Raw genomic sequence first — 26,380 nt, forward strand, 5'->3', positions numbered from 1 at the left:
ACGCGCGGACGTCTCCTTTTTTGACTTCGTGCTTGCTTACGGGGTGGTCGGGGGCTGTTCCGGGCAGGTGGTTGTCGTCGACGTATCTGTGGTGGTGGTGGTGTCCGTAGGTTCGGTCGTGGTGGTCCCGTCTGTAGTCGGCGTTGTGGTTGTGGTTGTGGTTGTCGAGGTGGGGCACGTCATCCAGTACGGCGGTTCGTTGTCAGCCGGTGCCGGCGCCGGGACGAGTGCAGTCACAAAGAGCCCGATCAGTGCGAGGATGCAGAGACTTTTTTTCATAACGATTTCCCCCTCTAGCTATTGGTCAAGAGCTTTCGATAATTGCGAAGCGCTTTCTGCAGGTAAGGGACTGCTTGTGGCTCCCTGCCTTTTTCCAGATAGAATTCTCCTAACTTCTCCGCACTTTCCGCCAATTCAGTGGAACAACCCAACTTTTCATACAGATCGATGGCTTTCTCATAGAACGCGACAAATTCCTCTCCACGGCCTTCGACAAGCGCAACGTCTCCCAGTTGCCGCCACGTGTGGGCGATATGCAACGAGTTGTCCTTGTCACGAGCGGCTTTCATCGCTTCCTCCAAATGTTGCTTGGCTTCGGACAATTGGCCTTCTTCGAGCAAGACTTTGGCGAGCGCACGGATCGAGTTCAACACGCCGTCGCTGTCTTTGACTTGACGCTTGAGTTTGATCGAGCGGGCGTAGCTTTTGCGCGCCTTGTCGAACTGTTTCATCCGGAATTCCAATTCGCCGAGGTTGTGGTAGCAGCGACCGAGCGACCCGATGTCGGAGGTTTGGCTCAAGATGCGAATGGAGCGCTCCAGATGAAAGTGCGCTTTGTCATAACGGCTCTGGTTCATGTAGGCGTTTCCGAGCATCATCTGCGTCCGTCCGATGTTGATGATCATGTCATGCTGTTCGAAGATCGGCAACGAGCGTTCGCAATACCAGATGCAGCCCTCCCACTTGCGGAGCATCTGGTTGATGATCGCGAGGTGATAATAGAGCCGGCCGGCTTGTACAGAGGTGTCCTGCGTGGCATCGACCAAACGTTCTGCTTCGCGAAGCAGGTCATAGGAGTCCCAGACTTGGCCGAGGGCGTAGTAGTTGTTCCCCATCGTGGCGTAGATGTTTAAGATCTTGTCGAGCAAGAGATGGTTCCCGTCCTCCTGATGCAGCCGTAACGTCTCACGGCCCCACTCGGTGGAGACCCCATACTTTCCGCTTGCGTTGTAGAGGACGCAGAGATAATACGTACTTTCGACCAGATATTTGGCGCTGTTCTTGGTGAGTGCTTCTGAATAAAGGGTGTGGGCTGTTTCCGTGGCTTCCGGGAATTGGTTGTTCGAACGGTGCGAAATGACGAGTTGGAGGAGTTCTTCCAGCCAGTCATCCTGAAGATCGTGCATGACCAACAGATCGTCCACGCTGCACTGCAAGCGCTCCGCCAAGTGCGAGAGTGTTTCCGGCGTTACCTTCAACTTGCCGCGCTCGATGAGCGAGATCGATTGAATGGAGAAGAGATCCTTCGCCAGATCACCCTGCGTCAACCCGAGTTCCTTTCGACGGTCTCGGATGTTGCGTCCAATTTGGACGGCTTGACGTTGTTTCCATGGTTGCACAATGCTACCCCCAAGAATATGGCTTCGTATTAGGTAGTGTAACAGAATTTTCCCTCGAATCCTAGATGGGCCGTCTCAATAAAGTAGAAATTTGTCGAAAATTGTCGATGGTGTTTTAATTAAAGTAAATCCCCCAAAACGTCGACACAATATGTTATAAAATAAGTATAGATCAAACACGTTATTGATCTTTGTAACTGGGGATGGGAAGGGGTATGAAGTATGAGTGATTTAACCATTGGGATGCAGTTGAAAAAACTGCGGAAGCAAACAGGTCTGTCGGTCAAGGAATTGGCGGATCGCGCTGGGGTTTCGCAATCTTATATCTATGCAATCGAATCGGGCACGCGTGGGGCGCACGCCACGAAACTCGATTGCATCGCAAGTGCTTTGGGCGTACCTGTAGCGGACCTGTATGGGTTCTGGAGTTATTAAGGGTTCTTCGTACTCAATAGGGTGAAAATGGGAGAGGGCACTGCTAGGGGCGGTGTCTTTTTCCTTTTGTGTTAGAATGAGTGTAGTGACAAGCACAGAGGAACGTGCTTTGGAAAAAGGGAGTGTACATAGGATGCAGGTACAAATTTTTGCGTTGGGGATGTTTCAGACGAACGGCTATCTGCTGGTCGATGAAGGAAGCAAGCAAGCGGTCGTCATCGACCCCGGTCAGGACCCGGATGCATTGCTTTCCGCCATTGAGGAGCAAGGGCTCAAGGTGATCGGCATCTGGTTGACGCACGCGCATTTGGATCACATCGCAGGGGTTGGCGAGCTCAAGGAAGCGACAGGGGCTCCGGTGTTGGTTCATGAGATTGAGAAGGATTGGATGACCGATCCGATGTTGAACGGGTCGGGGCGTTACACCGAGTATTTCGAACCGATCACGGGTCCGGCGGCCGATCGTTTTGTCGCGGCGGGGGATCTTTTGAAATTGGGCGATACGGAGTTTGAAGTCCGTTTTACGCCGGGGCACACGCCGGGTCATGTGGTGTATGTGACCGAGGGGATGGTGTTCGCGGGCGACACGCTGTTCAACAACGGCATCGGGCGGACCGATATGCCGGGAGGAGATACGGCGCAGTTGGTCAAGAGCATTCGGGAGCAATTGTACACGTTGCCGGAGGAGACCGTGGTGTTCTGCGGGCATGGTCCGGAGACGACGATTGGGCACGAGCGCAAGAACAACTGGGCGGTGAATGACCAGACGGACCTGCTGCAAGGCGGCGGGGGAATGATCCGTTTTTAGAAAAAAAGCCCTCTTACACGCCTGCTTGGGCGTGTGAGAGGGCTTTTTTTGCTTACAGGGTCACGTCTCGAACGCTGAAGATGCCTTCCAACGCTTCGATCGTGCGGCAAGTTTCTTCATCCGGAGCGCGGTCGACGGCGAGCACCATGAGGGCGATGCCGTTTTCAAGCTTGCCGACTTTCATGGAGTCGATGTTGACGCCGCCTTCGCCGAGGATCGTGCCGACTTTGCCGATCATGCCCGGCTGGTCACGGTTCTCGGCGAGGATCAGAGTGCCTTGCGGTTCGAGATCGACTTTGAATTCGCCGATCTGCACGATGCGGGAGCCAAGCGAGGCTTTGTGCGTGCCGGCGACCGTGATGGTGGTGTTCTCGGTAACGACGGTCACTTTCAGCAACTCGTTGTACGTATCATGGCGCGACGCTTTCGTTTCCTTCAATTGAATTTGGCTTTGCTCCGCGAGGAACGGCGCGTTGACGTAGTTAACTTCGTCACCGTGGTAGTAGGAGAGCATGCCTTTCAAGAAACTGCGGGTCAGCGGTTCCGTTTGCTGCTCAGCCAGCGTCCCGTAGAACCCGATCTCGATCTTGCGCACGCTGTCCACCGCCAAGTTGGCCGCCAAAGAACCGAGCTTTTCAGCCAACGTCAAGTACGGTTCCAAGGTGCGCAACGTGTCGTTGGACAGCGACGGCAGGTTCACCGCGTTGCGGAACGGAAGACCTTGCAAGATGTTCAAGAGTTCCTTCGCCACGTCAATCGCGACGTTGATTTGCGCTTCCTCCGTCGAAGCGCCCAAGTGCGGGGTGACAACGACGTTGTGCATGTCGATCAACGGATTGCCATGCGGCGGCTCTTCTTCAAAAACGTCAAGGGCCGCAGCCGCGACCTTGCCGTTCTCCAGCGCTTCGGCGAGGGCTTTTTCATCAATGATCCCTCCGCGCGCACAGTTCAAGATGCGCACACCGTCGCGCATGCGGGCGAACTGGTCGCGGCTGAGGAGATGCTTGGTGTCTTTGGTCAGCGGAGTGTGGACGGTGATGAAGTCGGAGCCTTCCACGATCTCATCGACGGTGGACATGCGCACGCCGAGGCTCTCCGCACGTTCACGAGTCAGGAACGGGTCATAGGCGAGAACGTTCATGCCAAACGCTTTGGCGCGCTTTGCCACTTCCGAACCGATCCGACCGAAGCCGAGCACGCCAAGCGTTTTGCCGTTGAGCTCGACACCGACGAACGATTTGCGGTCCCACGTACCGTTTTTGAGCTTCATGTGCGCTTGGGGAATCTTGCGCGCCATCGCCATCATCATTGCGAACGTGTGCTCACACGTCGAGATCGTGTTGCCGTCCGGAGCATTGATGACGACGACGCCGTGGCGGGTTGCGGCAGGAACGTCGATGTTGTCAACGCCAACTCCGGCGCGGCCGATGGCGCGGAGTTTTTTTCCTGCTTCCAGAATTTCAGGCGTTACTTTGGTTTGGCTGCGCACGAGCAGGGCATCGTACTCGCCGATGATCTCACGCAGTTCAGCGGGCGTGAGGTCGGTTTTGAGATCCAACTCGACGAGCGGGGAATCGATCAGAGCTTGCAGGCCTTGCTCCGAGATCGGGTCACTGACGAGAACGCGATACTTAGACATGGGCGGTCACCTCTTGTTCTTGCAGATAGACTTCCTGAGCAGCGCGTACGCCACGGCCGAGTTCGATGTCGGCTCCGGCTTTGCGCAACGCGATTTCAAGTGCGGCGAGAACTTGCAGCATGTCGGCCGGCGTTGCGTAGCCCATGTGACCAATTCGGAAGATTTGGCCTTTGAGATGTGCTTGACCGCCTGCGACGATGATGTTGAAGTCTTTTTTCAAATGTTTGCGAACGGCTTCCACGTCGAATCCGTTGCTGCCGATCGACGTGACGGTGGGGGAGGCGACATGGTCTTCGGTGAACAGCGGCAAGTGAAGTGCTTTGATGGCGGCACGGGTCATCGCTTGCATTTTTTGATGGCGGGCGAAGATTTTCGGGAGGCCTTCTCCTTCGATCAGGGCGAGAACTTCCGCGAGGCCGTAGATCAGCGAAACGCTCGGGGTGTACGGAGTGGTGTTGGCCGCCAGTTGCTTGCGATAGGAGCGGAGGTCGAAATAGAAGCGCGGCGCTTCGTTTTTCTCGATCAGGTTCCAAGCTTTTGCAGAAGCGGCGAGGAAGCAGAGGCCCGGCGGGAGCATCAGGGCTTTTTGCGAGCCGGTCACGACGATGTCCAAGCCCCAGTCGTCCATCGGGAGTTCCACGGCAGCCAGCGAAGAGACCGCATCGACGACGAGGATCGCGTCCGTTTTGCCGACTTGAGCCGCGATGCCGCGAATGTCATGCAGCACGCCCGTCGAGGTCTCGCAATGGGTGGCGAAAACGACTTTGACATCCGGGTGTTCTGCGAGCGCCACGGCGACTTGCAAGGGGTCGATCCCTTCGCCCCACGGAGCGGTTACTTCTACGATGTTTGCGCCGTACGATTTGCAGATCTTGGTGAACCGATCACCGAAGTTGCCCGCCGTGCAGACGAGCACTTTGTCACCCGGTTGAACGGTGTTGGCGACGGCCACTTCCAAGCCTGCGGTGCCGGAACCTGCGAGGATGTACACGTCTTGCTCCGTCTGGAATACGTATTTCAAACGCTGTGCAGTTTGGGCAAACAGCGCGGAGAACTCGCCGCTGCGGTGGCCGACCATCGGGCGTGCCATGGCACGTTCAACTTGCGGGGGAACCGGGGTCGGGCCTGGAATTCGGAGGATCGTCTGGTCTTGGAACATCTCGTAACACTCCTTTTGTGGGAATTAGAATGAAGCTAAACAAAAAAATCCTCCCGTCCCTTTCCGCGCAGAACTCGATTCTGAACGGAAAGGGACGAGAGGATCTACAGCTCCTTCGTGGTGCCACCCTTGTTCGCATCCAACCGTCTCGGGGGAGAACGGGGGATGCCTCTATGACCGATAACGAGGTCAATCGACTGCCTCTACGACCTGCCGCACATCGTGCGAACAGGGATTCAAGGAGACGCTCAGGATTGCTGAGTCCAACGAAACGGCGTACCGGTTTGCAGCAACCACCGGCTCTCTGAAACGCCGCGATCAGGGGACGGTTCCTTCATCGCGTTTGTCGTGTGAAGATGTCGTGGAAATTATCTGTATCTTAGCATGGCGATTTAAATGGAGTCAAGGATATTGAGCTAATGATTTCATCGTGATTAATGATGAAAAGGCTTTCATTACTTATTTCGATGCAAACAAATTCAAACGCTCAAGATCAGATAGACGCCGTTGGAAAGGGAAACGACTTCTCCTTGCAAAGCGCGGGCGAGTTCCATCGTGAGTTTGTGGCAATTTTCGTCGGAGTCGGCGAGGAACGCTTGCGCTTTGCCGCCGGCGAGATGCTTTTTGTCGGTGGCTACGACGGCGATGATGTCGCGGGAACGGGTCGGGCTGGACATTCGGGGTTAGTCTCCTCCTTGGTCGGGCAGGACATTTTGGTTGCTCAAGCGCTCGCTTTTGCGCGTGGATTCGAGAAGCGGCACTTCAGCCACCAACTCCAGCAGGGACCCGGCATCGCGGCGGATCGGGACGAACGCAAAGCAGAAGCGCCCGTTGTGGAAGTCGCGCCGCATGTAGAGATAGCGTTTCAAGCCAAACGTGCGCGAAGCTTCATGAATGATCGTTTGTCGCTGACCGTAGTGGGCGAGTGCGATGGAGGCACCGACGGTCCGCGGCGTAATCATCACCGCCAAGCCTTCTTGTTTTAACAAGTCCTGCGCTTCCGGCAGTCCCACATTGGCGACGGGGATGTCATCGACATGCAACATCGAGCCTTCAAACGATAGCGTTGCCAATTTGATGTCGGCAAAGTCGCCGATGTTTTTCCCTTTCGTATAGCGGCGCAGCAAGTAGACGACGAGAAAAGCGAGCAGCGCCCCGGCGGGAATTTCCAATACGTACTGGTGGCCGGGGATGAGCATCATCGTCAGCACGCAAAGCAGAGAAGCGACCAACGAGAGATAGTTGCGCGATTCAAACGTCTTGGCGATTCCGTCGATGTACGCCGCCCCGCGCGGAGTGTACTCCGATTGCTCCAAGTCCTTCAACGATTCCCGCTCGGTCTTGCGCACGTCGCGAAACTGTTGGACGGCGAGCATGAGAAACGACACGCCGACGAAATTTTGAGTGATCAACGTAATGGGAAAAACGGCTCCAATCGTCGCCGCAACCGCTCCGGTGATTACGTTGATGAATTTGCCGTTGGGGTACGACGGGTATTGGCGCGTGTCTTCCTTGATCGTGGACATTCGTGCGGCCGTGCCCACGACGAAACCGGTTGCGATCATAGTCAGATATTCGGGCGACAGCAATGCTTGCGCCAAAGTGGGCACCTCCTCCGAGTTTTGCAATCGTTAGGTGTAGTATGTGATCCTTGGGCAACTTGCCATACTGTAGAAAAAAGGGAGGGATGCGCACGTGGACGTGAGCGCAGAGTGGAAGGAATGGGCAAGAGCGGCGCAACGGCCCGTCGCCATCACGGGAGCGGGAATCAGCGTGCCGAGCGGCTTGCCGACGATCAACCGCGAGTGGCGAGGGGTGCCGTTGCGAGAGGTTTTTACCGAGGAGATGTTCAAGGACGACCCGGCGCGATTTTACCAGTGCTACCGAGAGATGCTGTTGGATTGGCGGGAAGCACGTCCCAATCCGGCGCATGAAGCGTTGGCGGCGAGAGGGGTACGGATCATCACGCAGAACTTCGACGGTCTGCACCAAGAAGCGGGATCAAAGGAAGTTCTCGAAATTCACGGCAACTTGCGCGAACTGGTTTGCTTGCATTGCCGTGAAGTCTACCCGGCTCATGTGGCGGAAACCAACCACCTCCCGCATTGCCCGACGTGCGGGAATTTGCTCAAACCCAACATCGTGCTCCTTGGCGAAAAAGTCCGTCACATCGTGATCGCCACCGATTGGGTGGGGCAATGCGACCTCCTCTTGGTCATCGGGACGAAGCTGGAGATGGCGCCCGTGCGTCTGCTGCCGGAGATCGCCGACGTCAGAGGGGTGCCGATCATTCGCTGCAACAAGGGCTCCGAACTTCTCTTGCCTGAACTGTTTGCATAAAAAAATCCCTGTGCCGCCGGAGTGGCGGACACAGGGACTTTTTCGGTTATGTGTGGTAAAACTACCAACGGGATTCCGGACCCGAGGTGATAAATGCGATCGCCATGAAAGCGCCGGCGAAACCGACGAGAATGGTCGCATACGCTGCGGAATGCTCGGAGAGCAAGACGCCGAAAGCTGCGAAGATAAGTGACATGATTGCAATGCCCATATAGTAACGATACACGGGAATCCCCCCTCACGGTCTGAAGTCGAACTCTGTCATCAGTCATGATACCACTATTTTTCAAACCTATGCAACAGATTTCACATACTCGCCATATTTTTGAAGGTTTTGGACCGCATCTTTTTTTGAAAGAATAGTAGGAAATTGAAGTGGCTTGTCGAAATAAAAGAGCAACCACGAATATTCCGAGGGAACGAGGGAGAATCATGACAATTGCGGCAAGCCAAAAAGAACTGGTGTCCGACCTGCATCGCGGGATCCGTGCAATCGACTCTGCAGTAGCGGAGATCCAACGCACCGAGGAATCTTCGCTTCGCACCAAGGAATTGGCAGAATATCTCAACGAGAAGATCAAGGAAATTGATGCGATCACCGTCTCGATCAACCGCATCGCGTCGATGACGAAGATGCTCGCCCTCAACGCAGGGATTGAAGCAGCACGCGCAGGTGAGCACGGTCGCGGCTTCTCCGTTGTCGCAAACGAAGTTCGGAAATTGTCCGAGCAGTCGGCTGAGGCGACCACTTCTATTAAGAACGTGATTCAGGCTGTACAAGGTCTCACCGGCGATTTGTTCAACTCGGTCGACGAAGAAACCAAATCGGTGCAATCTTCTGTCACGGCGATGCACGAAGCGAAGGCTTCGTTCCACACCATCGTGGAGAACTTGGCTGAAGAAGGCTCCGAGGAGTAAGACAACACGAACTTATACGTCATGACTGTCGCAGCCGATGAGACTGCGACAGTTTTTTTAGAGGAGGAGAACGGCGTGTCGGACAAACGCTATATCTTGGCGCTGGACCAAGGCACGACTTCTTCGCGGGCGATCTTGTTTGACGAATCCGCGGTGGCGGTGGGCGTCGCCCAACTGCCGTTCCAGCAACACTACCCGCAGCCGGGTCATGTCGAGCACGACGCAGTTGAGATTTGGCAGACCCAACGGGATGCCATGCACCAATGTTTGCAAAACGCCGGTGTCCGACCTGACCAGGTCGCCGCCGTAGGCATCACCAACCAGCGCGAGACCACGGTGATTTGGGATTCTGCGACGGGAGAGCCGATCGCGCCGGCGATTGTTTGGCAATGCCGCCGCACGGCCGAACGTTGCGACGAGTTGGTGCAAGGAGGATGGGGAGACAAGATTCGGAGCAAAACAGGACTTGTCGTCGATGCGTACTTCTCCGCAACCAAGGCGGAATGGATGCTCAACCAAAGTCCCGAGTTGCGCCAACGAGCAATGCGCGGCGAGTTGCTGTTCGGCACCATCGATTCATGGCTTCTGTTTCAACTCTCCGGTAAGCGCTTACACATGACCGACGTTACCAATGCGTCGCGCACGATGCTGTTCAACATCCATACGCTCGATTGGGATGATGAACTTCTGGAGTTGTTCGGCATCCCGCGCGCGATGATGCCGGAGGTGCGTCCCTCTAGCCTCGTCTACGGGCTGACCGATCCGGGCGTGTTCGGGGCTGAAGTTGCGCTTGCGGGGATTGCCGGTGACCAGCAGGCCGCGCTGTTCGGACAGGGCTGTTTCCAACCCGGCATGGCGAAGAATACATACGGCACAGGATGTTTTCTGTTGATGAACACGGGAAGCAAGCCGACCGCTTCCACTCACGGTCTCTTGACGACCATCGGTTGGCAGATCGGCGAAGAGGTGACGTACGCATTGGAAGGTTCTGTGTTCATCGCGGGGGCGGGCGTGCAGTGGTTGCGCGACGAACTCGGGCTGATCAAGGACGCGGCGGAGACAGAAGCGTTGGCGTATTCGGTGCCGGATGCCAACGGAGTCTATCTCGTTCCGGCCTTCACAGGTCTTGGTGCGCCGTATTGGGACCCGTATGCGCGAGGCACGATCTGGGGCTTGACCCGAGGGACCAACCGAGCGCATCTTGCACGAGCTTGTTTGGAAGCGATCGCCTACCAGACGCGCGACGTGCTGGAGGCGATGGAGATCGACTCCGGCATGGAAGTTCAACGTCTGCTCGTCGACGGCGGCGCGGTGCAAAATAAGTTCCTCATGGAGTTCCAAGCGGATTTGCTTCGCCTTGATGTCGTGCGCCCTGAGCAATTTGAGAGCACGGCACGTGGAGCGGCGTTTTTGGCGGGTCTGGCCGTCGGATTCTGGCCGGGGTTGGATGTCTTGACCGAGTTGATCGGCACGGCAGCCACCGTGTTCACGGCGCGCATGTCAGACGCCCGTCGTCAAGAGTTGTACAAGGGATGGAAACAGGCCGCCCAACTTTCGCAAGGTTGGCTGATCAAGAAAAACTGATTGGTTTTTCGTGCGGCGAAGCGTTATAATGTTTGAGAAGGAAAAAGTTGACGATGAGTAGTTTTTCATACTCAGATACATAAGGAGGAGACAGCATGAAATTCCAACTGGGCGCATTTGCAACCGGTCGTACCACCATTTTGCCGGTATTCGTGGGTCAAAAGGGAGAACAATTCGGTCTGAACCTGACCGATTATCATGGCAAGAAAAAGGACCACGTCGTTTGGTTTGACAAAGACGGCACCCGTTTCGTCGTCGTCGGCCTCGGCGAACAGAAAAACTTCCATCTGAACAAACTGCGTGACGCGATGGCATTCGGCGCACGCGCAGCCGTCAAGGAAGGCGCTACCGAAGTTACCGCCCTCGTCCCGACCCTTGAGGGCTTCACCACCGAGCAACTCGTACACACGTCCGTCGAAGGCTACAAACTCGGCGAATACCGTTTTGACAAATACAAGAAATCCAAAGAAACCATCACCGTGGAAACCGTCACCCTCGCAGGCTTTGACGGCGCTCTGAGCGGTGTTGAAGGCGCGATCAAAACCGGCGAAATCTACGCAGAAGGCACGATCATCGCCCGCAACTTGAAAAACGAACCGTCTAACAAAATGAAGCCGTTCGTACTGGCTGACTTTGTACAAGACCTGTTCAAAGACTCCAAGAACACCTCCATCGAAGTCTTCAAAGGCGATGCGCTTCAAGACAAGAAATTCGTGGGCCTGATCGAAGTCGGCAAAGGTTCCGTCAACCCGCCGGCGATGATCAAAGTCACCTACCAAGGCGACGCTTCCAAGCCGCTGACCGCACTGGTCGGCAAAGGTCTTACCTTTGACACCGGCGGGATCTCGCTGAAAGTCGGCGTTCGCGACCTGTCCAACATGCGTATGGACATGGGCGGTTCGGCAGCGGTTATCGGCGCACTGTACATCTTGACCCGTCTCGAAGCTCCGGTGAACGTCGTGATGCTCGTGGCATCGGCTGAGAGCATGCCGGACGCAGCGGCGTTCTTGCCGGGCGATGTGATCGAATACCCGAACGGCGTCTCCGTACACGTGGGCAACACCGACGCAGAAGGCCGCCTCGTGCTGGCTGACGCGTTGATCTACTCCAAGGAACTCGGCGCAGAGCGCGTCGTTGACATCGCAACCCTGACCGGTGCTTGCGCGGCAGCCCTTGGCAACAAACTTGCAGGTCTGTTCGGTGAAGAATCTGTCGTGGAAGGCATCAAAGCTTCTGCGAAAGTCACGGGCGAGAACGTCTGGGAACTGCCGCTGTGGGATGACTACGAAGAACTGTTGTACTCTCCGATCGGCGACATCCGCAACATCACCGAAGGTCCGGGCGCTCTGACCGCCGCTCTGTTCCTGCGTCGATTTGTCGGCGAGAACCAAAAATGGGCTCACATCGACATGGCAGGTCCGATGGACGGCGCGAAAACCCACACGTACAGCAACGAAGGCGCGACCGGTTTCGGCGCACGTCTGCTGGCGGACTGGGTTCTCCGCTAAGTCGGGAGTCACGCACACATGTCCAATCAACGCCTCTCTTCCTATATTCGCTTTTGGTGGCGGACTTGTGTCGTGTTCTGCCCGCTGACGTTTCTCATTCTCTACGGGAGTGACGTGATCTGGTGGAAAGCGTTGCTCTCGGCCCTTGGGGTCGGGGTAGGCGGGCTGTTGCTCGTCTTGCCTTTTATCCTGTCGTGGGGCAACGTGGACCGCAGCCTCTGGTCGCAGGAGGAGTACATCAAGCGCCAGATCCGCTATCGGGAGAAGTTGCGCCAATGGGAGAACCAAGAGGAGGACGACGAACAATGAATTACGCGTACATCTTGGAGCAAAGCCGCAAAGCCAAGGCAACGCGCTCGCTCTACGAATACCTCAAGACACACACCAAGCAACCGTTTCTGCCGGCGGCAGTCGTCGCCGATTTCCCGATTACAGACGGGATTCAAGTGCAGAACCAAGATAAGCACCGCGTGATTAACCTCCGTTTGCATGACGAGCACTTGAGCCCGTATATGCGTTCGGACATGAGTTTGTTCCATCTGCTGATGATGGATGAGAAAGCGGACATTCGGATGTTCCGCGCGGAGGCCGGCTGGATGCTGGTGTTTGAAGGCATTCAAGTCGCTCCGAAACCGTTCGGGCAGAGCGGGTACGACATGCGATGACAACTCAGAACCTCTTCAAGTACCCTGAATGTGTACTGAAGAGGTTCTTTTTTGCATATCATTCCTCACTTAATTCGTGACGAAAGGGGTCGCTTGCCCATGAAAGTGAGCTTTTCCAAGCAGACGAGGGAACAGGACCTGCAGGAGATGGCGGGGAACGGTGTCGACGTACTCGTAATCGGCGGCGGCATCACCGGGGCGGGGATCGCCTGGGATGCGGCGCAACGCGGTTTGCGTGTCGGTGTTTTGGAGCAACGGGATTGGGCGTGCGGCACTTCCAGCCGTTCGACGAAATTAATTCACGGAGGACTGCGCTACCTCGCACAGGGGGAGATTGCACTGGTGCGTGAAGTCGGTCGCGAACGAGCGCTCCTGCATCGCCTCGCGCCGCACATCGTTCACCCGATGAACTTGCTGCTCCCGATCTACCGTGGCGGGGCGTATTCCCGCATCGGAGCCTCGATCGGACTTTGGCTCTACGACCGTCTCGCGGGCGTCAAACATGCGGAGCGTCGCCGGATGCTTTCCAAAATGCGCACCCTAGAGGTCGAACCGGGTCTCAAGGCAGAAGGACTTCGCGGTGGGGGACTCTATGTCGAATACCGTACCGATGACAGCCGTTTGACGATGGAAGTTCTCAAAACGGCAAACCAAGAGGGTGCTCTCCTCGCCAACTATGCAAAAGTGACAGAATTGCTGTACGACTCGGGACGTGTCTGCGGCGTGCGAGTGGACGACCAACTGGGAGACCGCAAACTCGACATCCCCGCCAAGATCGTCGTCAACGCCGCCGGACCGTGGGTGGATGAAGTTCGCGAATTTGACGGCGAAGTGACCGGCAAACGACTGCACTTGACCAAGGGCGTGCATCTGACGGTCGATGCAGTCGACCTGCCGTTGCGCCATGCGGTCTACACGGGGACGGATGACGGTCGGATGATGTTCTTGGTGCCGCGTGGAAAGCGCGTGTACATCGGCACGACAGACACCACGTACACGGGTGAGATCGCGAAGCCGATCTGCACAGAGGAAGACATGGAGTATCTGCTTCGCGCCGTCAACCAGAACTTCCCTGATGTGAAGCTGTCACGAGAACATGTAAAAAGTTCGTGGGCGGGTCTGCGTCCACTCCTGCACGAAGACGGCAAGTCCCCTTCCGAGTTGTCGCGCAAGGAAGAAATTTTCCACAACGAATCCGGTCTGTACTCCATCGCGGGCGGGAAACTGACGGGCTTCCGCAAGATGGCGGAAAAAATCGTCGACCTCGTCACCCAAGACCTCGAAACCGCAGAGGGCCGTACTTTCAAGCCTTGCAGCACCGATCTCACTCCGCTATCCGGGGGCTCGACAGGCGGGCTGGGATTTGAGCCGTTCTACAGAGCGATGCAGATCATCGGGCAGGAGGAGTACTATCTGCAAGAGGATGTGCTGGATGCGCTGCTGAATCGCTACGGCTCCAATGTGCGCACGATCTTGCGCTACATCGAAGACGACCCGCGCATGGCGGAACGAGTCGGTGGACGTCTGCCGGTTTTGCGCGGGGAGCTGAGGTATTCGGTTGAGCACGAGATGACGCTCTCGCTCGCCGATTTCCTCGTTCGCCGCACGGGCGATCTGTTGTTCTCCGCCGAAGAAGCGCTCGATTCGGCACCTGCTTTGTTGGAAGCCCTCGCAGAGCTTCTCGGCTGGGGAGAGCGAGAGCGTACACGCCAATGGGACGCATGGGAAGAAGCGGTGGAGGAAGCCAGAGGGTGTTTGTCGGGCAGGGAAGTGCGAGTGTAGGAAAAAGAGCTCTCGACCGCTACGGTGGTCGAGAGCTTTTTTTGTAAAAAAAGGAGGATGTCGTCAGATGTAGAATCTTGCAGGTGAGGTGAAAGACTTTATGAAAAAAGCACAGCAACGACTTCTCGGCACGACGCTGGCTCTGGCGATGTTGTTCGCCCCGAGAGCGGTCTATGCGTATGAGGGAGTCGCTTCGACGACCAAGACGGTCATGGGCCGCACGGTTCAATTGGTATATGCAAACTTAAACGACAGCAATTTGGAAGTCAAAGCGGTCTCGGCCGAAAGCCGTGTCGGTTCCACGGAGAGTTTGGCCGCGCTTGCTCAGCGTCACGGGGCGTTGGCGGCGTTGAATGGCGGATATTTTAACGCGTATGATGACCAGCAGCCGTTGACCGTTGTGCGGACGGACGGGAAATTTGAGCACAACGGATCGTTTGGCGCGGTGTTTGGGATTGACGAGTTGAACCATACCTACTTTGGGCGTGTGTATCCGACAATTCAGGGCAGCACGAACGATTCGTGGGTCTGGCCGAACAACTGGTCGGCGTGGGGGATCAACCATTACTACAGCGATCCGAACGCGATCACGATCTTGACGCCGGAAGTGGTCAAACGTTCGCTTAGCGGCGGCAAGACGGTGGTTGTGAAAAACAACGTCGTCACAGCAATCGTCGACGGTGACGCCGGCGTTCCGGAGGACGGGTATCTCATCCACTTCGGGTCGGGCGTGGTCTCGTCGGCGAAACCGTTCCAAGTCGGAGAGCGTGCCGCGTACAAAATCTCGTACCAAGATGCGTCCGGCAATCCGGTGCATTGGGAGCATGTGTTCAATATGATGGGCGGCGGGCCGATGCTCGTCTTCAACGGCGCAGTTGTAGTAGATCCGATTGCGGAGAAGTTCACCGACCCCAAGCAAACGGGCAACGTCCGCTCGACACGCACATTCGTCGGGGTGAATGCAGACAACCGACTCGTGCTGGGAACAGTGCCGAACGTGTCGGTGTATGAGCTGGCCGATGTGGTGAAAGCACTTGGATTGGTGCATGCGGTCGGCATGGATTCGGGTGCGACGGCAGGGCTGTATGCCAACGGAAGCTACTTGACCCAGCCGGGTCGCGAGGTGCCCAATGCGTTGGTCGTCTCGCTGCGCCAAGGGCCTGTGTACACGACCAGTGGATTCGTTGACGTGGCGAACTCCTACTGGGCGAACAATTCGATTACGAACCTGCATGCCAAAGGTGTGATCAACGGGGAAGTGATCGACGGCAAGCAGGTGTTTCACCCGGAGGACACGATTACGCGCGGAGAGTTTGCGACGTTGCTGACGAAGGCGCTTGGTTTGAAGGCGAAGTCTGCGAGTACGAAATTCGCAGACGCGAAAGGCTCGTGGATGGAGCCTTATGTGCAAGCAGTCAGCGAGGCGGGGTTCATGGCGGGCTACAGCACGACAGACTTCGGCTCGGGCGATCCGCTGACTCAGGAAGAGGTCGTCGTCATCCTTTCACGGGTCGGGAGCAAGTACGGAGTTGGCGCAACCCTTGCAGACCGCTGGTTGCCGGATGCGCCGAGCGACTGGGCGGACAAGCAAGTCCACATCGCGATTCAACAAGGGCTGATCGTCGACTCGTTCGGAGACAAAGCGTTTAAACCGCTGGACCAAGCCAACCGCGCACAAGTGGCGAGTGTGTTGGATACGTTGTGGTGGAAGTTAGGGAAGTAAGGAAAAAAAGCTCCCAAGCCGCGTGCGGCAGGGAGCTTTTTTTTGCATGGGAACCCGGCGGGAGGGTAACGTAACTGTACCATTGCGCGGAGGAGGGTTCGAATGAAAAAATGGATATTGAAAAGTTTGCTGGTCATCTGCGCGTTAAGTGCGGGTGCTTCGGTCCCGGCAACGGAGGTTCAAGCGTCGGAACAACTGCAAGTTGGCAAGCACATCCTCAAGTTGCCGAACGGTCAAACCGTGTATTCGGACTCTAACACGTTCACGTATGAAAACTTGCAGATTCAACTTCAAACGATCGGGGCCGTCAAGCCGACGGGGGCATTCTCCGTGGCAAACGTAATGGGGAATCATGCGGAACTTGTGAAGGAAGAAGTCGTTCGACTGCCGCAGGGGGTCTTTACGTACGGCCTCGTGAAGCGCACGGAACCGGCGGCTTCGATGTCCGACAAAGTCACGATGGAACACTGGCTCGTCGGCATCGGCCCAGCCCCTGACCGCCCCGACATGATCTGGGCGTACACCATGATCGTCAAGGGAACGGGCGACGAGTCCGCGATCAAAACCAAGATGCTACAGTTGGCGAAGAACTGGCAGTTGCCGGTGACGCCGAATAAGTGACAGAAAAAGCTACCGAACTGCATGAGGTTCGGTAGCTTTTTTTCAACCAGCAAATTCTCAAAAATATTATCCAATTGAATAATAGATATGTACAATAGGAGAATAATCTGATACGATACAGATGTGCTTACATATGAAGGAGGTGTATAACATTGTCGGATCAGTTGTTAACAATCGGACAGCGCGTGAAGCGGCACCGAGCGGAGCGGGGGATGTCCCAAGTCGAATTGGCGGAAGGAGTTTGTTCGCCGCAAACGGTCAGTTTGTTGGAAACGGACAAGCATACGCCCTCTGCTGACATTCTGCGCTGCTTGGCTGAGAAGTTAGAGATTCCGTTGCACGAGATGATGCGGAACCGGGAGAGCGAGTTGGAAGTGAAGTTACAAGTGGAGGTCTTGAAGATCTACACGGAGCAAAAAGCGTATGACCAAGCGTTGGAGTTGATTGCAGAAATTGATCTTCGGGACTACCTGCCTGAACATGACAAGACCCAAGTGAATCTGCTTCGGGCCGAGTGCTGGATGCGTACCAAACGTGTGCAGGAAGCGCTCGACCTCTTGGTGCAATTGAAAGACCAGTTGGAAGCGGAACGTGTGTGGGATGATCAGTTTATGGCGAGTTTTTACAACAAACTAGGCAACGCATACTATTTCGAAGCGAACCCAATTTTTGCACACTTGAACTACCTTCGTGCGTTGGAGTTGAGTAAAAAGCATCCCGAATCTCAGCTTCAAGTGGCGGAGATTAGCTTTAATTTGGGTACTGTGTGCAGTTGGTTAGGATTCTACCATGATGCAAATGAGTATTTGAGCGACGCATTGGAAGTGTTCGATCGTATTTCGGATACGAAGCGACTTGCTTACACGTATTTTACTTTCGGGGTCTTGCACAAGAATCTCAACGAGTTTGAGAAAGCAGAATCGTATCTCCAAAAAGCCTTGGCTCTCTATCGATCTCACAACCTTGTGGATATGTCACATCTCGTACGCCAGCAATTCGCAAAATCCATTCTTGCAGGTCAGGATGCCAATCGTGCCATTTTGGAATTGCTCGATTGCGTACGTGAATTTAAAAATAGCGGTGATAGTAGGCGTGTGATTCAAACCTACGCACATATCGCTTCCTTATATATAGAAGAAAATCGTTTGGATGATGCGGTCAAGTGCCTCGTCGCTGGAGTAGAAATAGCGGAGACCGCATCCATGAAGAACGACCCGATGTATGGTTATCTAAACCAAGTCTACGCTAAGTTTTTCTTGCGAGATCAAAAGTTTGAGTACGCGATAGAGTATTCTTTGCAGGCTGCAGAGCTCTATGTGAGTTCGGGTCTGCTGAGAGAGTCTGCCGATTGTTGGCAAATTTGTGCTGAGGCTCATCGGAAGTTAGGAAGGACCGAACAAGCCTTTGCTATGTTTGAAAAAGTGGCAAACACTCTTCGACGTGCTCAAGAAAATATAAATGTAGAAGATAGGAGGTTTTTACATTGAAAAAAGGAATCTTGTCTCTGATGGCGGCCATGTTGCTTGCAACTGGTATGGTGAGTGCAGGTACTCATTATACGAAGGCTGCCGTGGATGACGGCCCGGACCCGCACGGTTACGTTGTGAAAGTTGCAATGGATACGTACCCAGACCCGCTCTCGATCAAACACGTATAAGCCTCACCGAAAAGACTCCTCACATCCGTGAGGGGTCTTTTTTCATACAGTGTGCTTGCAAGATTTTTATATGAACTTGTTATTTATTAGAAGTGCGTTCTCCATTACAATTTATTTGTAGATAAGATTCGGACACAAATGAAGAGAGGGAGGACGTACGTATGGAAATGTCAGTGATCGGCGAACGAGTCAGAGAACTTCGAACCACCCGCAACCTAACGCAAGGGGAGCTCGCGGAGGGGTTGTGTACGTCAAGCATGATCTCGCAGATCGAGACGGGCAAGGCGAGGCCGTCGTATCATATGCTGTCTGAGATCGCGGCACGTTTGGAGGTGTCGATGGAATTTCTCGTCGAGGACGCCCAGCCCAATCAGGAATACATCACCGCCTGCCGCACCGCCCAGATGTTGGTCAGAGGGTCTCACTACCTGCAAGCCATCCAACTGCTCAAAGACCTGCTCAACTCTCAAAAAGGCCAACAAGACGGTGTCCCGCTGCTCTGTGATCTCATCGTCTGCTACATGGGCGTCGGACAAATCGAACACGCCACACGCTTGGTGGACAGGCTGGAACGCGAAGCAAAACGATGCGAAGAATACGACTTGCTCGCTCTGATGTACCAACATCGCGGCACCCTGGCGTTTCAAGCAAGAAACTACCGCAAAGCTCTCCACGACTGGCAACGCGCTCTGGAAACGCTCGGGAGGGTGGAGGAGCCGGACCGCTACCTCTACGCCGGACTGCTGGTCCGACTGGCACAGGTCCACGCGAAATTCGGCCACGTCGAAGAATCGCTCGAACTCTGCGCTCGTGCCATGCCCTACTTCGAACATGCCCGCAAAATCACCGAGCAAGCGCGGACGTGCCTCAGCCTCGCCAAGTCGTTCCGCCAATCGGCGGACTACCGCAAAGCGATCACGTTCGCCGAGCGGGCGCGGCATTTGCACGATGTCATACACCACCGAGTAGAGGGCGAAAGATGTCGCATAGGTCGCGCTCTGTGGATCGCCCGTCACCGAACGGTCGAAGAGGCGCGGGAGATCTTGACCGGTACGGTACAGCGGTTGCAAAAGTTGGGATGTCTGGACGAAGCGGGAGCGGCCGCGTTCGAACTCGCGCAGGTACACTTGCAACTCGACGATGTCACAGCAGCAGAGGAAGCATGGGCACAGGCGGAGCGCTGGATGCCCCAAACCCCCGCCAACTCCTGCAAACTCCAAACCTTACAAGGCCGTCTCGACGCCAAGAACCATCGCTTCCATGAAGGCAAGCGCCGCATCCAAGACGTAGTGGACAAACTCTACGAACAACGCCGCCTGTTCGAGTGGGAAGAGGCACTCTCGCAACTGGCGTGGGTCGACGCGGAGGAAGACCACCATCGCCAAGCCTGCCACGTGCTCCTCGAAGCCCGACAGCAAAACCGCGGCATCCTCCGCGAAAAAGGCATCTGCCTCTAAGCCACACGATTCACAAAAAAAGTCCCCGACACCACCCAGGGCGGTGCGGGGACTCTTTTTTCAATAAAAACTACTTCAAAACCGGCTTCTCCGGCGAGAAGGAATCGTCTCCACCCGCAGAAGTTGCTTTCACGACATTGATCTGAATCACGGTGTTGTCGAGAATGACCAGACGAACGCTGTCGTTGACCTTGACGGTGGAAATTTGACCTGCCACGCCGTTCAAGAGCACCTTGGCATCCTTGGCGACAGGGAGGGTGAGGGATTTGTTGTTGTTGATCGAGATGGAACCCTCAGCGGTTGCCGTCGCCGCCGTATAGCCGATGACTTTGCCCTTGGCGAAGTTCTCGATCTCCTCAAGGCTCGGCGCAACGTCCTTCGCTTGGGCGAACACGACTTCACCGTTCTGGTTCAAGAGCACGCGGACGTTCATGCCCGGCTTGAAATCGCTCCATTCTGCGATCTTGTTGTTGAGGAAAAAGTAAGACTGCGCCGCGACTTTGTAGGTCACGTCGCCCTTGGTCTGCGTGGAGAACGTGATGCCAGCGGCCGTGATCGTTTTCAACACGCCTTGCAGTTGACCTTGGGCCTGATGTTGGCGGTCGGCGTTGTAGTCAAAGAGGTGCTCCGCGTTGCAAAGGATCACCGCCAGTTCATTGCGAGCGACAGGCTTGTTCGGTTGGAACGTGTGGTCGTTGTAGCCGTTGATGATCTTGTGGTCGGCCGCGACTGCGACGTAGCCAACGGCAGAGGCGTCAATTTCCTTCGCGTCGTTGAATGCCAACGTGTCTTTCATGTGCGCTTGCGCTTCGTCACTCAGGCCCATGGCGCGGACGACGAGTTCGGTGGTCCATTCACGGTCTGCGTTGCCTTGCGGGTTCAGCGCGGTCTTGGCGTCGAGGAAGCCGTTTTGCAGAGCGAGAGAGACGTACGGTTTCGCCCAGTCCGAAACTTGTGCAGCGTCGGTCAGGTCGAGGGTGAGGTTCGGCGAGACGGCTTGCGCTTCGTCACCAAGGCCCATCGCACGGACGGTCATGACGATCGCTTCTTCGTGCGTGACGTTGTTGCTCGGCAGGAAGCGACCGTCGCCGTAGCCGTTGATGACGCCCTTGGCGTTCATTTCCGTGACGAAGCGGATCGCCCAGTCGTCGAGGGTGACGTCTTGGAATTTCGTTGCGTATTTGAAAGTGCCCTTGATCAGAGCGTCAGGGCGGTCGTTTTTATCCGGCATGGTTGCAAAAGCCGAGGAAGCTCCCAGAGTTGAGACCAAAGTCAGAGCAAGCAGTGCGGTGATTTTCTTTTTCAATCCAATCATCTCCCTTTTGATCTTGTCTGACATATTCTACGATTGGTGTCTATTTCCTGTGGGGGTAGGCGTTCTCAATTTTTCTTCTTTTTCGACTCTGCTCGTGCCATTCCGAGTGCCGTCCAGAGATAATAGGTGACATAGGATTCATATCCCGCCCAGCAGCTCGCCATCTCGCGGACTTCCGCTTCGGTCGGCTGGTGGTCAATGCCGTAGAAATGTTGGATGGCGTTGCGCAAGCCGATGTCCGCCGCCGGAAGCAGGTCGGAACGCCCGAGACCGAACAGCAGGACACACTCCGCCGTCCAACGACCAATGCCGCGCAGTTTGACGAGAGATTGGATCGCTTCGTCGTTGGTCATGCCTTCGAGCGCTTGCAAGTCGATTTCGCCGCCGGCCACACCGCGTGAGAAGTCGATGATATACTCGGCTTTGCGCTGGGAGTATTTGAGCGGGCGGAGGTCTTCGTACTTCAAACGGGCGATCTGCTCCGGCGTCGGGAATGCGTAAAACGGACGCCCGTCCAACTCCAAGCGATCTCCGCAGAGCTCGACCAGCGATCGTTTCAAATTCTCGGCAAACGTCAAGTTCACCTGTTGCCCGATGATGGCGAGGATCATCGCTTCAAACGGGTCGGCTTCGAGCAGCAGGTTCAGACCTGCCAGTTGGTCGGTCAAGCCGGACAGCACGGCGTCTCCGGCCATTTTTTCATAAAAAGGAGCCAGCGGACGGTCGACGGACAGCATGTGCCGCCAGATCTTCACCGCTTCGAGCGCTGTGGTTTCATCGGGGGCACCCTCCACTTGCAGGTGGATCTCAGGGGCATCGGAGGCCGGTTCCGGGCAAGAGACGCGCACGAGGACGGTGTGGCCCTGAATGACGTGCGCACGGCCCAAATGATGCTCTCCGATGTCGTAGAGGTAGGAGTTGCTGGACGTGGCGATCCGTTCTCGGAAGTAATCGAAGCGGTAAGGAGATTGCGGAGTCAACGTGTATGTAAAAACGGACATGGTAAGTTCGCTCCTTTCATTTCGGCGACACTCCATTATCATACCGTAAAATGGCAGACCAACCGTGTTCTTTTTGGCAGAAGATGCGGAAACGGCGGGTGGGGCGCGGTCTTGTGGTTCATATTGTCACAAGCATCTGCCAAACGTCACTCACATGACTCCTTAGACATACATCCCCGTACATTTTGTGAAAGGAGGATGATTCGAATGTCGCCGATGAAGCCGATTCCCAACACGAAGGGCCTTGAGTCGGCTTCTTGGTATTGCTACACCAAATTCGATTGCTACTCTTGCATCAAGAAAAAGAAGGCGCCCAACCGGGCGCTCTTTTTTGCGCTTGGATGTCAACAGGTGATATTTTGCCGTTGTCATGTATGATAGAGAGATGAGAACATCAAATGGAGGTTGCAACATGGACATACAGATACGGCCGGTGCGGCCCGGCGATGTGTTCGGAATCACTCGAACGGTGCTGGCAGCAAGGGGATTTCACGGCCCGGAATTGGACAGACAGGTCGAGATCGACTTGCAGCGGTTTCGCGACCAGAACATCACCGACTTGATCGAATCGGAAACGCTGATTGCACACGTCGGAACTCGCATCGTCGGCGTCATGCGCTACGGCGAATTCGAAGGCGACGTGCATCTGACGCATCCGGACATTGACCCGGCGTTTGACGAGGAACTCGTGACGGAGGCGTTTTTGCAAAAGTTTTGGGGCTTGGTGGAGTCGGAAACGGGCAAAGCGGTGTATCTCGATTACCCCAATCATCAACGCAAGACGCTCGGCGATGTTTTTTTGCGCAACGGCTTCTATAAATTGATCGACCGCGTGGACATGAACCTGCGACTTACGGCAGATGTGAAGCCGCAGACGAAGAGCCTCCTCTACAGCTCGTATTCGAAAAAAACGCACGACCGCTTCTTCGAAGCGTTTCGGACGTCTTTTTCCGGGACGCTTGACCCGATGATGGAATGGGACGCCAAGCATCCTGAGCAGAGTTTCGAGATGTTCCGTGAGCGATTCGGCGTGTTTGACCCGAACTTGTGGGTGCTGGCGACCGATTCCACGGGGCGGGACGTTGGATTTGCGCTGTTCCAAAATTTTCACGGCGGGCGCTATGGCGGGACGACGATGCTCTTGTACATGGCGGTCTTGCCTGATTCACGTGGTCATGGCTACGGCGAAGAGATTTTGCGCGAGGGATTGCGTCGGGTGCGCAAGAGCAACGGTGCCAATGCGACCGTCGCGCTGACAGTTACACGCGGCAACACGCCTGCGGAGCGTATTTACGAACGTCTTGGTTTCCAGTCGGTTGAGCAGTTTACTGTATATAACATGAAGCGACAGTACCCGTTCTTCTAACTTTTTGGTACAATCAGTCTAGCATACAGAGGGTACTAGAAAGGGTGTTGGCGATGACCGTTTACCAAGGTTTTCTAAGCGAACTGCGACACAAACCGCAGACGACAGTGGAATATTTTTTGGCGGTGGGCGAAGAGAGCGTACCGTTGAATGAATTGATAGGAACACAGCTTTCCCTGACTTTTTTGGAAGAAAAACAGTGCTGTTCCTGCGGGCGCAAGGTCAAAGGCAAGCTCTACGGCGGCGGCTATTGCTACCCGTGCGTCACGACGCTCGCCGAATGCGACCTGTGCATCATGAAGCCGCACGAATGCCATTTTGACAAAGGCACCTGCCGCGACGAAGAGTTTGCGAAAACGCACTGCATGATTCCGCACTACGTCTACCTCGCGCTCTCCTCGAACGTCAAAGTCGGCCTGACCCGCAAGAACCGCGAGCTCACGCGCTGGGTGGACCAAGGCGCGATCCGTGCGATTCCGATCGCCGAGCTTCCGACCCGCAAGATGGCGGGGGAATTGGAGATGGCCATCGCCGAGCACATCGCGGACAAAACCGACTGGCGCAAGATGCTCAAGGGCGTCTACGAAGAGGCGGACCTCTTTGCCGTTCGTGAAGAGATCAAGGCGATCGTACCGGCGGAATTCCAGCAATACCTGTTCGACGTGGATCAATTGTTTGAGTTCACGTATCCGATCTTGGAGAGCTTGGACAAAATCAAGTCGATGTCCTTCGATAAGGAACTGACCATTGAGGGCAAACTGATCGGGATCAAGGGCCAATACCTCATCTTCGACTGCGGCGTGCTCAACATCAAGAAACACACCGGATACAAAATCGAAGTGACCACCCAAGCCCCCGTCGAACAAACCGCGTAATCGTAAAAAAAAAGCCCGGGCCGCTACACACGGCCGGGCTTTGTCTTAGATATCTGTTTCCCAAGCCTGCAGCTCTTGCTCCACCTGAGCTTTGATCAGCGTCCAGAGGGTTTCGCGCTCCTCGTGGACCAGCAATTCGCCGTTGACATAAGCGAACGGCGTGGTGGCGCACATCGTGCAGTTGCTGAGGCAGGAAGTGCGGATGACGCTCGTTCCGGGGAAGTCCTCCTCCAAGAGTTCAAGCTCGAGGGCGGAGGCCGGGTTCACGTCACAGACTTCGACGATTACGATGCCCAAGGGGGAGTCTCCTCTCGTTCGGGGATGATTTGTCCCTTAGTGTACCAAGAATAAGAAGAACGAAGCAAGGGAGTTGTTGTAGATGAGCCATGATAAAAAATCGCTCGGCTATGTTGAATTGTCCCATTTTTCCTTCCAAGACGAGAAGGGAACCGTTGAATTTGCCGTGTTGCCGCTTCCTCCGCAATACTTGCTCGGCATGGCGATGGGCTCGAAGCTCGTCGTTCTGTCTACGCCGTACGAAGGCACTGCGCTGTTTCAACAAGGCGTGACCGCAGAAGAGGTGCAGGAGAAATTCCACCTGACGTCTCGTGAGGATGCGTTGCGTCTGTCGGTACTGATCATGACTGCGTTCATGGACCTGCCTGGTGCCGGCCACACGCCGCACATCATCCTCTAATCGTGACGCTGGGAGCCCGACTGCGTGCGCTGCGGCAACAGGCCGGCCTCTCGCAACGCGAATTGGCAGACGGCCTGGTACACAAGAGCATGATCAGTCAAATTGAATCGGGCCGCACGCATCCGTCTCACGAGTTGCTCCGTCACCTCGCGTTGCGGCTGGGTGCCGACCCGGATCACTTGCTCCCGGTCTTGCAGGACGACCAAGAACGTCTGGCCCGTTACAAACGGGCACAGGCGTTTTTCACACTTCACCACTATGCGCAAGCCCTCCCCTTGCTCGAAGACTGCCTGCCCGTCTCAAACCCCGCGTGGAATCCATATGACTTGCATCTCCAGATCGCCACTTGTCACCACTGGTTGGAACAATACCTTGCCGCGCTGCTGCACTTGGATGCGGCGCTGACCATCGCCATCGCCGAAGACCGCAGAGAGGATGTGCTTCATCTGCACATTCGCATCGGGGAAACGGCGCTGGAGGCGCAATTGTGGACGGTGGCTCACCATCGTTTGGAATTCGCGTATCGAGAAACTGTGCAACACCCGGAACGTCTCTCTCCACCGGAACGCTTGCCTCAACTTTGCATTGCCTTGGCACGGGCTCTCGCGGGACTGGACCGGCAGGAGCAGGCGGTACAAGTCTGGTTGGAGGCGAGCCAGAGAGCGACTGCTCTGGACGTGTCGCAATCGGTACAGCTCCGTTTGGAAGCGGAGATCGCGGCGGGACTCGGCAAGACATACGCTCAACTGGGAAAGTTTCGGGAGGCGGAGTTGCAGTTGGAACGCGCCCAGTCACTCTATGAAAAGGGCTGGTTGAAATCGCAAGCGGTACGAATGCGTCTGCAGCGCGCTGTACTTCTTGCCGAGAGCGGTCGGTTGCATGAGGCCCTCCAATGGTTGGAAGAGTGCCGAGACTTGGCGGAGCGGGAGCGCCATCCGGTGCTGCAGGCCGAAGTGTTGCACGGGCAGGCGGAGGCGTGGATGCAAGCAGGACGTCTGTTTCGTGCGCGCGAGTGCGCGGAACGGGCGGTTCACTTGTTGACGGAGGCGCGGCGCGAAGGAGAACTGGTCACAGCGTACCAACTTCTGTCCGCGATTGAGAAGCGGTTGGGCCATTACAGGCGTGCCAGCGAATGTTTGACTCGTTCGCAAGAGCTGTTCACGAAACGCATGGGGTGGATGAAAAAAAGCCTACGGATACTCCCGTAGGCT

General features: G+C 55.7%; 28 protein-coding genes. 18 read left to right on the forward strand and 10 right to left on the reverse strand.

The features are described 5' to 3' along the window. Positions 1-36: 36 nt before the first annotated feature. On the reverse strand, positions 37-279 hold the full coding sequence (locus JJB07_RS13510; protein ID WP_201635866.1) for a hypothetical protein: 243 nt from the start codon (positions 277-279) through the stop codon (positions 37-39). Positions 280-293: 14 nt separating this feature from the next. Beyond that, positions 294-1,619, reverse strand: a complete 1,326-nt coding sequence (locus JJB07_RS13515; RefSeq protein ID WP_201635868.1) for a tetratricopeptide repeat protein — start codon at positions 1,617-1,619, stop codon at positions 294-296. 222 nt (positions 1,620-1,841) lie between these two features. Between JJB07_RS13515 and JJB07_RS13520 the strand changes: the two genes are divergently transcribed. Beyond that, the gene (locus JJB07_RS13520) at positions 1,842-2,054 is read left to right on the forward strand and encodes a helix-turn-helix domain-containing protein (RefSeq protein WP_201635870.1); all 213 of its coding nucleotides are present in this window, start codon (positions 1,842-1,844) and stop codon (positions 2,052-2,054) included. 133 nt (positions 2,055-2,187) lie between these two features. Beyond that, on the forward strand, positions 2,188-2,862 hold the full coding sequence (locus JJB07_RS13525) for an MBL fold metallo-hydrolase (protein ID WP_201635872.1): 675 nt from the start codon (positions 2,188-2,190) through the stop codon (positions 2,860-2,862). Positions 2,863-2,914: 52 nt separating this feature from the next. On the opposite strand, the gene serA is transcribed toward JJB07_RS13525, so the two are convergent. From serA to JJB07_RS13545, 4 genes are all read right to left on the reverse strand, one after another. Continuing rightward, the gene (serA, locus tag JJB07_RS13530; RefSeq protein WP_201635874.1) at positions 2,915-4,501 is read right to left on the reverse strand and encodes a phosphoglycerate dehydrogenase; all 1,587 of its coding nucleotides are present in this window, start codon (positions 4,499-4,501) and stop codon (positions 2,915-2,917) included. After that, positions 4,494-5,660: a pyridoxal-phosphate-dependent aminotransferase family protein gene (locus JJB07_RS13535; protein ID WP_201635876.1), complete on the reverse strand. Its 1,167-nt coding sequence runs from the start codon at positions 5,658-5,660 to the stop codon at positions 4,494-4,496. Before JJB07_RS13535 ends, serA begins: the two co-directional genes overlap by 8 nt. A gap of 479 nt (positions 5,661-6,139) precedes the next feature. After that, on the reverse strand, positions 6,140-6,337 hold the full coding sequence (locus JJB07_RS13540; RefSeq protein ID WP_201635878.1) for a capping complex subunit for YIEGIA: 198 nt from the start codon (positions 6,335-6,337) through the stop codon (positions 6,140-6,142). A 6-nt stretch (positions 6,338-6,343) separates the two neighbouring features. Continuing rightward, a complete protein-coding gene (locus tag JJB07_RS13545; protein WP_201635880.1) occupies positions 6,344-7,261 on the reverse strand; it encodes a YIEGIA domain-containing protein in 918 nt (305 codons plus the stop codon). Between the two features lie 94 nt (positions 7,262-7,355). On the opposite strand from JJB07_RS13545, the gene JJB07_RS13550 reads away from it, so the two are divergent. Continuing rightward, the gene (locus JJB07_RS13550; RefSeq protein WP_201635882.1) at positions 7,356-8,000 is read left to right on the forward strand and encodes a Sir2 family NAD-dependent protein deacetylase; all 645 of its coding nucleotides are present in this window, start codon (positions 7,356-7,358) and stop codon (positions 7,998-8,000) included. 61 nt (positions 8,001-8,061) lie between these two features. Here JJB07_RS13550 and JJB07_RS13555 read toward each other — a convergent pair whose 3' ends face one another. Beyond that, complete coding sequence (locus JJB07_RS13555) at positions 8,062-8,226, reverse strand: hypothetical protein (RefSeq protein WP_201635884.1); 165 nt, start codon at positions 8,224-8,226, stop codon at positions 8,062-8,064. A gap of 206 nt (positions 8,227-8,432) precedes the next feature. On the opposite strand from JJB07_RS13555, the gene JJB07_RS13560 reads away from it, so the two are divergent. The 11 genes from JJB07_RS13560 to JJB07_RS13610 all read left to right on the forward strand — a co-directional run bounded on the left by JJB07_RS13560 (position 8,433) and on the right by JJB07_RS13610 (position 19,915). Then, positions 8,433-8,918, forward strand: coding sequence for a methyl-accepting chemotaxis protein (locus tag JJB07_RS13560; RefSeq protein ID WP_201635886.1), 486 nt, complete (start codon positions 8,433-8,435; stop codon positions 8,916-8,918). 21 nt (positions 8,919-8,939) lie between these two features. Next, complete coding sequence (gene glpK / locus JJB07_RS13565) at positions 8,940-10,502, forward strand: glycerol kinase GlpK (RefSeq protein ID WP_201635888.1); 1,563 nt, start codon at positions 8,940-8,942, stop codon at positions 10,500-10,502. 95 nt (positions 10,503-10,597) lie between these two features. Continuing rightward, a complete protein-coding gene (locus JJB07_RS13570) occupies positions 10,598-12,010 on the forward strand; it encodes a leucyl aminopeptidase family protein (RefSeq protein WP_201635890.1) in 1,413 nt (470 codons plus the stop codon). An 18-nt stretch (positions 12,011-12,028) separates the two neighbouring features. Next, positions 12,029-12,319 carry a hypothetical protein gene (locus tag JJB07_RS13575; RefSeq protein WP_201635892.1) on the forward strand — a complete coding sequence of 97 codons (291 nt, stop codon included), beginning with the start codon at positions 12,029-12,031 and terminating at the stop codon, positions 12,317-12,319. Next, complete coding sequence (locus tag JJB07_RS13580) at positions 12,316-12,675, forward strand: hypothetical protein (RefSeq protein ID WP_201635894.1); 360 nt, start codon at positions 12,316-12,318, stop codon at positions 12,673-12,675. The genes JJB07_RS13575 and JJB07_RS13580 overlap by 4 nt, the downstream gene beginning before the upstream one ends. 99 nt (positions 12,676-12,774) lie before the next feature. Continuing rightward, a complete protein-coding gene (locus JJB07_RS13585; RefSeq protein ID WP_201635896.1) occupies positions 12,775-14,457 on the forward strand; it encodes a glycerol-3-phosphate dehydrogenase/oxidase in 1,683 nt (560 codons plus the stop codon). Positions 14,458-14,557: 100 nt separating this feature from the next. After that, positions 14,558-16,180, forward strand: a complete 1,623-nt coding sequence (locus JJB07_RS13590) for an S-layer homology domain-containing protein (protein ID WP_201635898.1) — start codon at positions 14,558-14,560, stop codon at positions 16,178-16,180. Positions 16,181-16,282: 102 nt separating this feature from the next. Further along, on the forward strand, positions 16,283-16,801 hold the full coding sequence (locus tag JJB07_RS13595) for a hypothetical protein (RefSeq protein ID WP_201635900.1): 519 nt from the start codon (positions 16,283-16,285) through the stop codon (positions 16,799-16,801). Between the two features lie 152 nt (positions 16,802-16,953). After that, positions 16,954-18,288: a tetratricopeptide repeat protein gene (locus JJB07_RS13600; protein WP_201635902.1), complete on the forward strand. Its 1,335-nt coding sequence runs from the start codon at positions 16,954-16,956 to the stop codon at positions 18,286-18,288. Then, positions 18,285-18,458 (forward strand): hypothetical protein, encoded by a 174-nt coding sequence (locus JJB07_RS13605; RefSeq protein ID WP_201635904.1) that lies wholly within the window; start codon positions 18,285-18,287, stop codon positions 18,456-18,458. The genes JJB07_RS13600 and JJB07_RS13605 overlap by 4 nt, the downstream gene beginning before the upstream one ends. 161 nt (positions 18,459-18,619) lie before the next feature. Beyond that, on the forward strand, positions 18,620-19,915 hold the full coding sequence (locus JJB07_RS13610; protein WP_201635906.1) for a helix-turn-helix domain-containing protein: 1,296 nt from the start codon (positions 18,620-18,622) through the stop codon (positions 19,913-19,915). A gap of 70 nt (positions 19,916-19,985) precedes the next feature. Here JJB07_RS13610 and JJB07_RS13615 read toward each other — a convergent pair whose 3' ends face one another. Together JJB07_RS13615 and JJB07_RS13620 are read right to left on the reverse strand one after the other, a co-directional pair. After that, positions 19,986-21,221 carry an S-layer homology domain-containing protein gene (locus tag JJB07_RS13615; RefSeq protein WP_201635908.1) on the reverse strand — a complete coding sequence of 412 codons (1,236 nt, stop codon included), beginning with the start codon at positions 21,219-21,221 and terminating at the stop codon, positions 19,986-19,988. Between the two features lie 74 nt (positions 21,222-21,295). Beyond that, positions 21,296-22,231, reverse strand: coding sequence for a DNA-3-methyladenine glycosylase family protein (locus JJB07_RS13620; protein WP_201635910.1), 936 nt, complete (start codon positions 22,229-22,231; stop codon positions 21,296-21,298). 412 nt (positions 22,232-22,643) lie between these two features. Between JJB07_RS13620 and JJB07_RS13625 the strand changes: the two genes are divergently transcribed. Further along, positions 22,644-23,597: a GNAT family N-acetyltransferase gene (locus JJB07_RS13625; RefSeq protein ID WP_201635912.1), complete on the forward strand. Its 954-nt coding sequence runs from the start codon at positions 22,644-22,646 to the stop codon at positions 23,595-23,597. 53 nt (positions 23,598-23,650) lie between these two features. Continuing rightward, positions 23,651-24,472: a DUF2797 domain-containing protein gene (locus JJB07_RS13630; RefSeq protein ID WP_201635914.1), complete on the forward strand. Its 822-nt coding sequence runs from the start codon at positions 23,651-23,653 to the stop codon at positions 24,470-24,472. 45 nt (positions 24,473-24,517) lie between these two features. On the opposite strand, the gene JJB07_RS13635 is transcribed toward JJB07_RS13630, so the two are convergent. Then, complete coding sequence (locus JJB07_RS13635) at positions 24,518-24,769, reverse strand: DUF1450 domain-containing protein (protein ID WP_201635916.1); 252 nt, start codon at positions 24,767-24,769, stop codon at positions 24,518-24,520. An 82-nt stretch (positions 24,770-24,851) separates the two neighbouring features. Between JJB07_RS13635 and JJB07_RS13640 the strand changes: the two genes are divergently transcribed. Then, positions 24,852-25,169 carry a hypothetical protein gene (locus JJB07_RS13640; protein WP_201635918.1) on the forward strand — a complete coding sequence of 106 codons (318 nt, stop codon included), beginning with the start codon at positions 24,852-24,854 and terminating at the stop codon, positions 25,167-25,169. Positions 25,170-25,171: 2 nt separating this feature from the next. Next, a complete protein-coding gene (locus JJB07_RS13645; protein WP_201635920.1) occupies positions 25,172-26,377 on the forward strand; it encodes a helix-turn-helix domain-containing protein in 1,206 nt (401 codons plus the stop codon). The last annotated feature ends 3 nt before the right edge of the window (positions 26,378-26,380 follow it).

The organism is Tumebacillus amylolyticus (assembly GCF_016722965.1).
Taxonomy (GTDB): domain Bacteria; phylum Bacillota; class Bacilli; order Tumebacillales; family Tumebacillaceae; genus Tumebacillus; species Tumebacillus amylolyticus.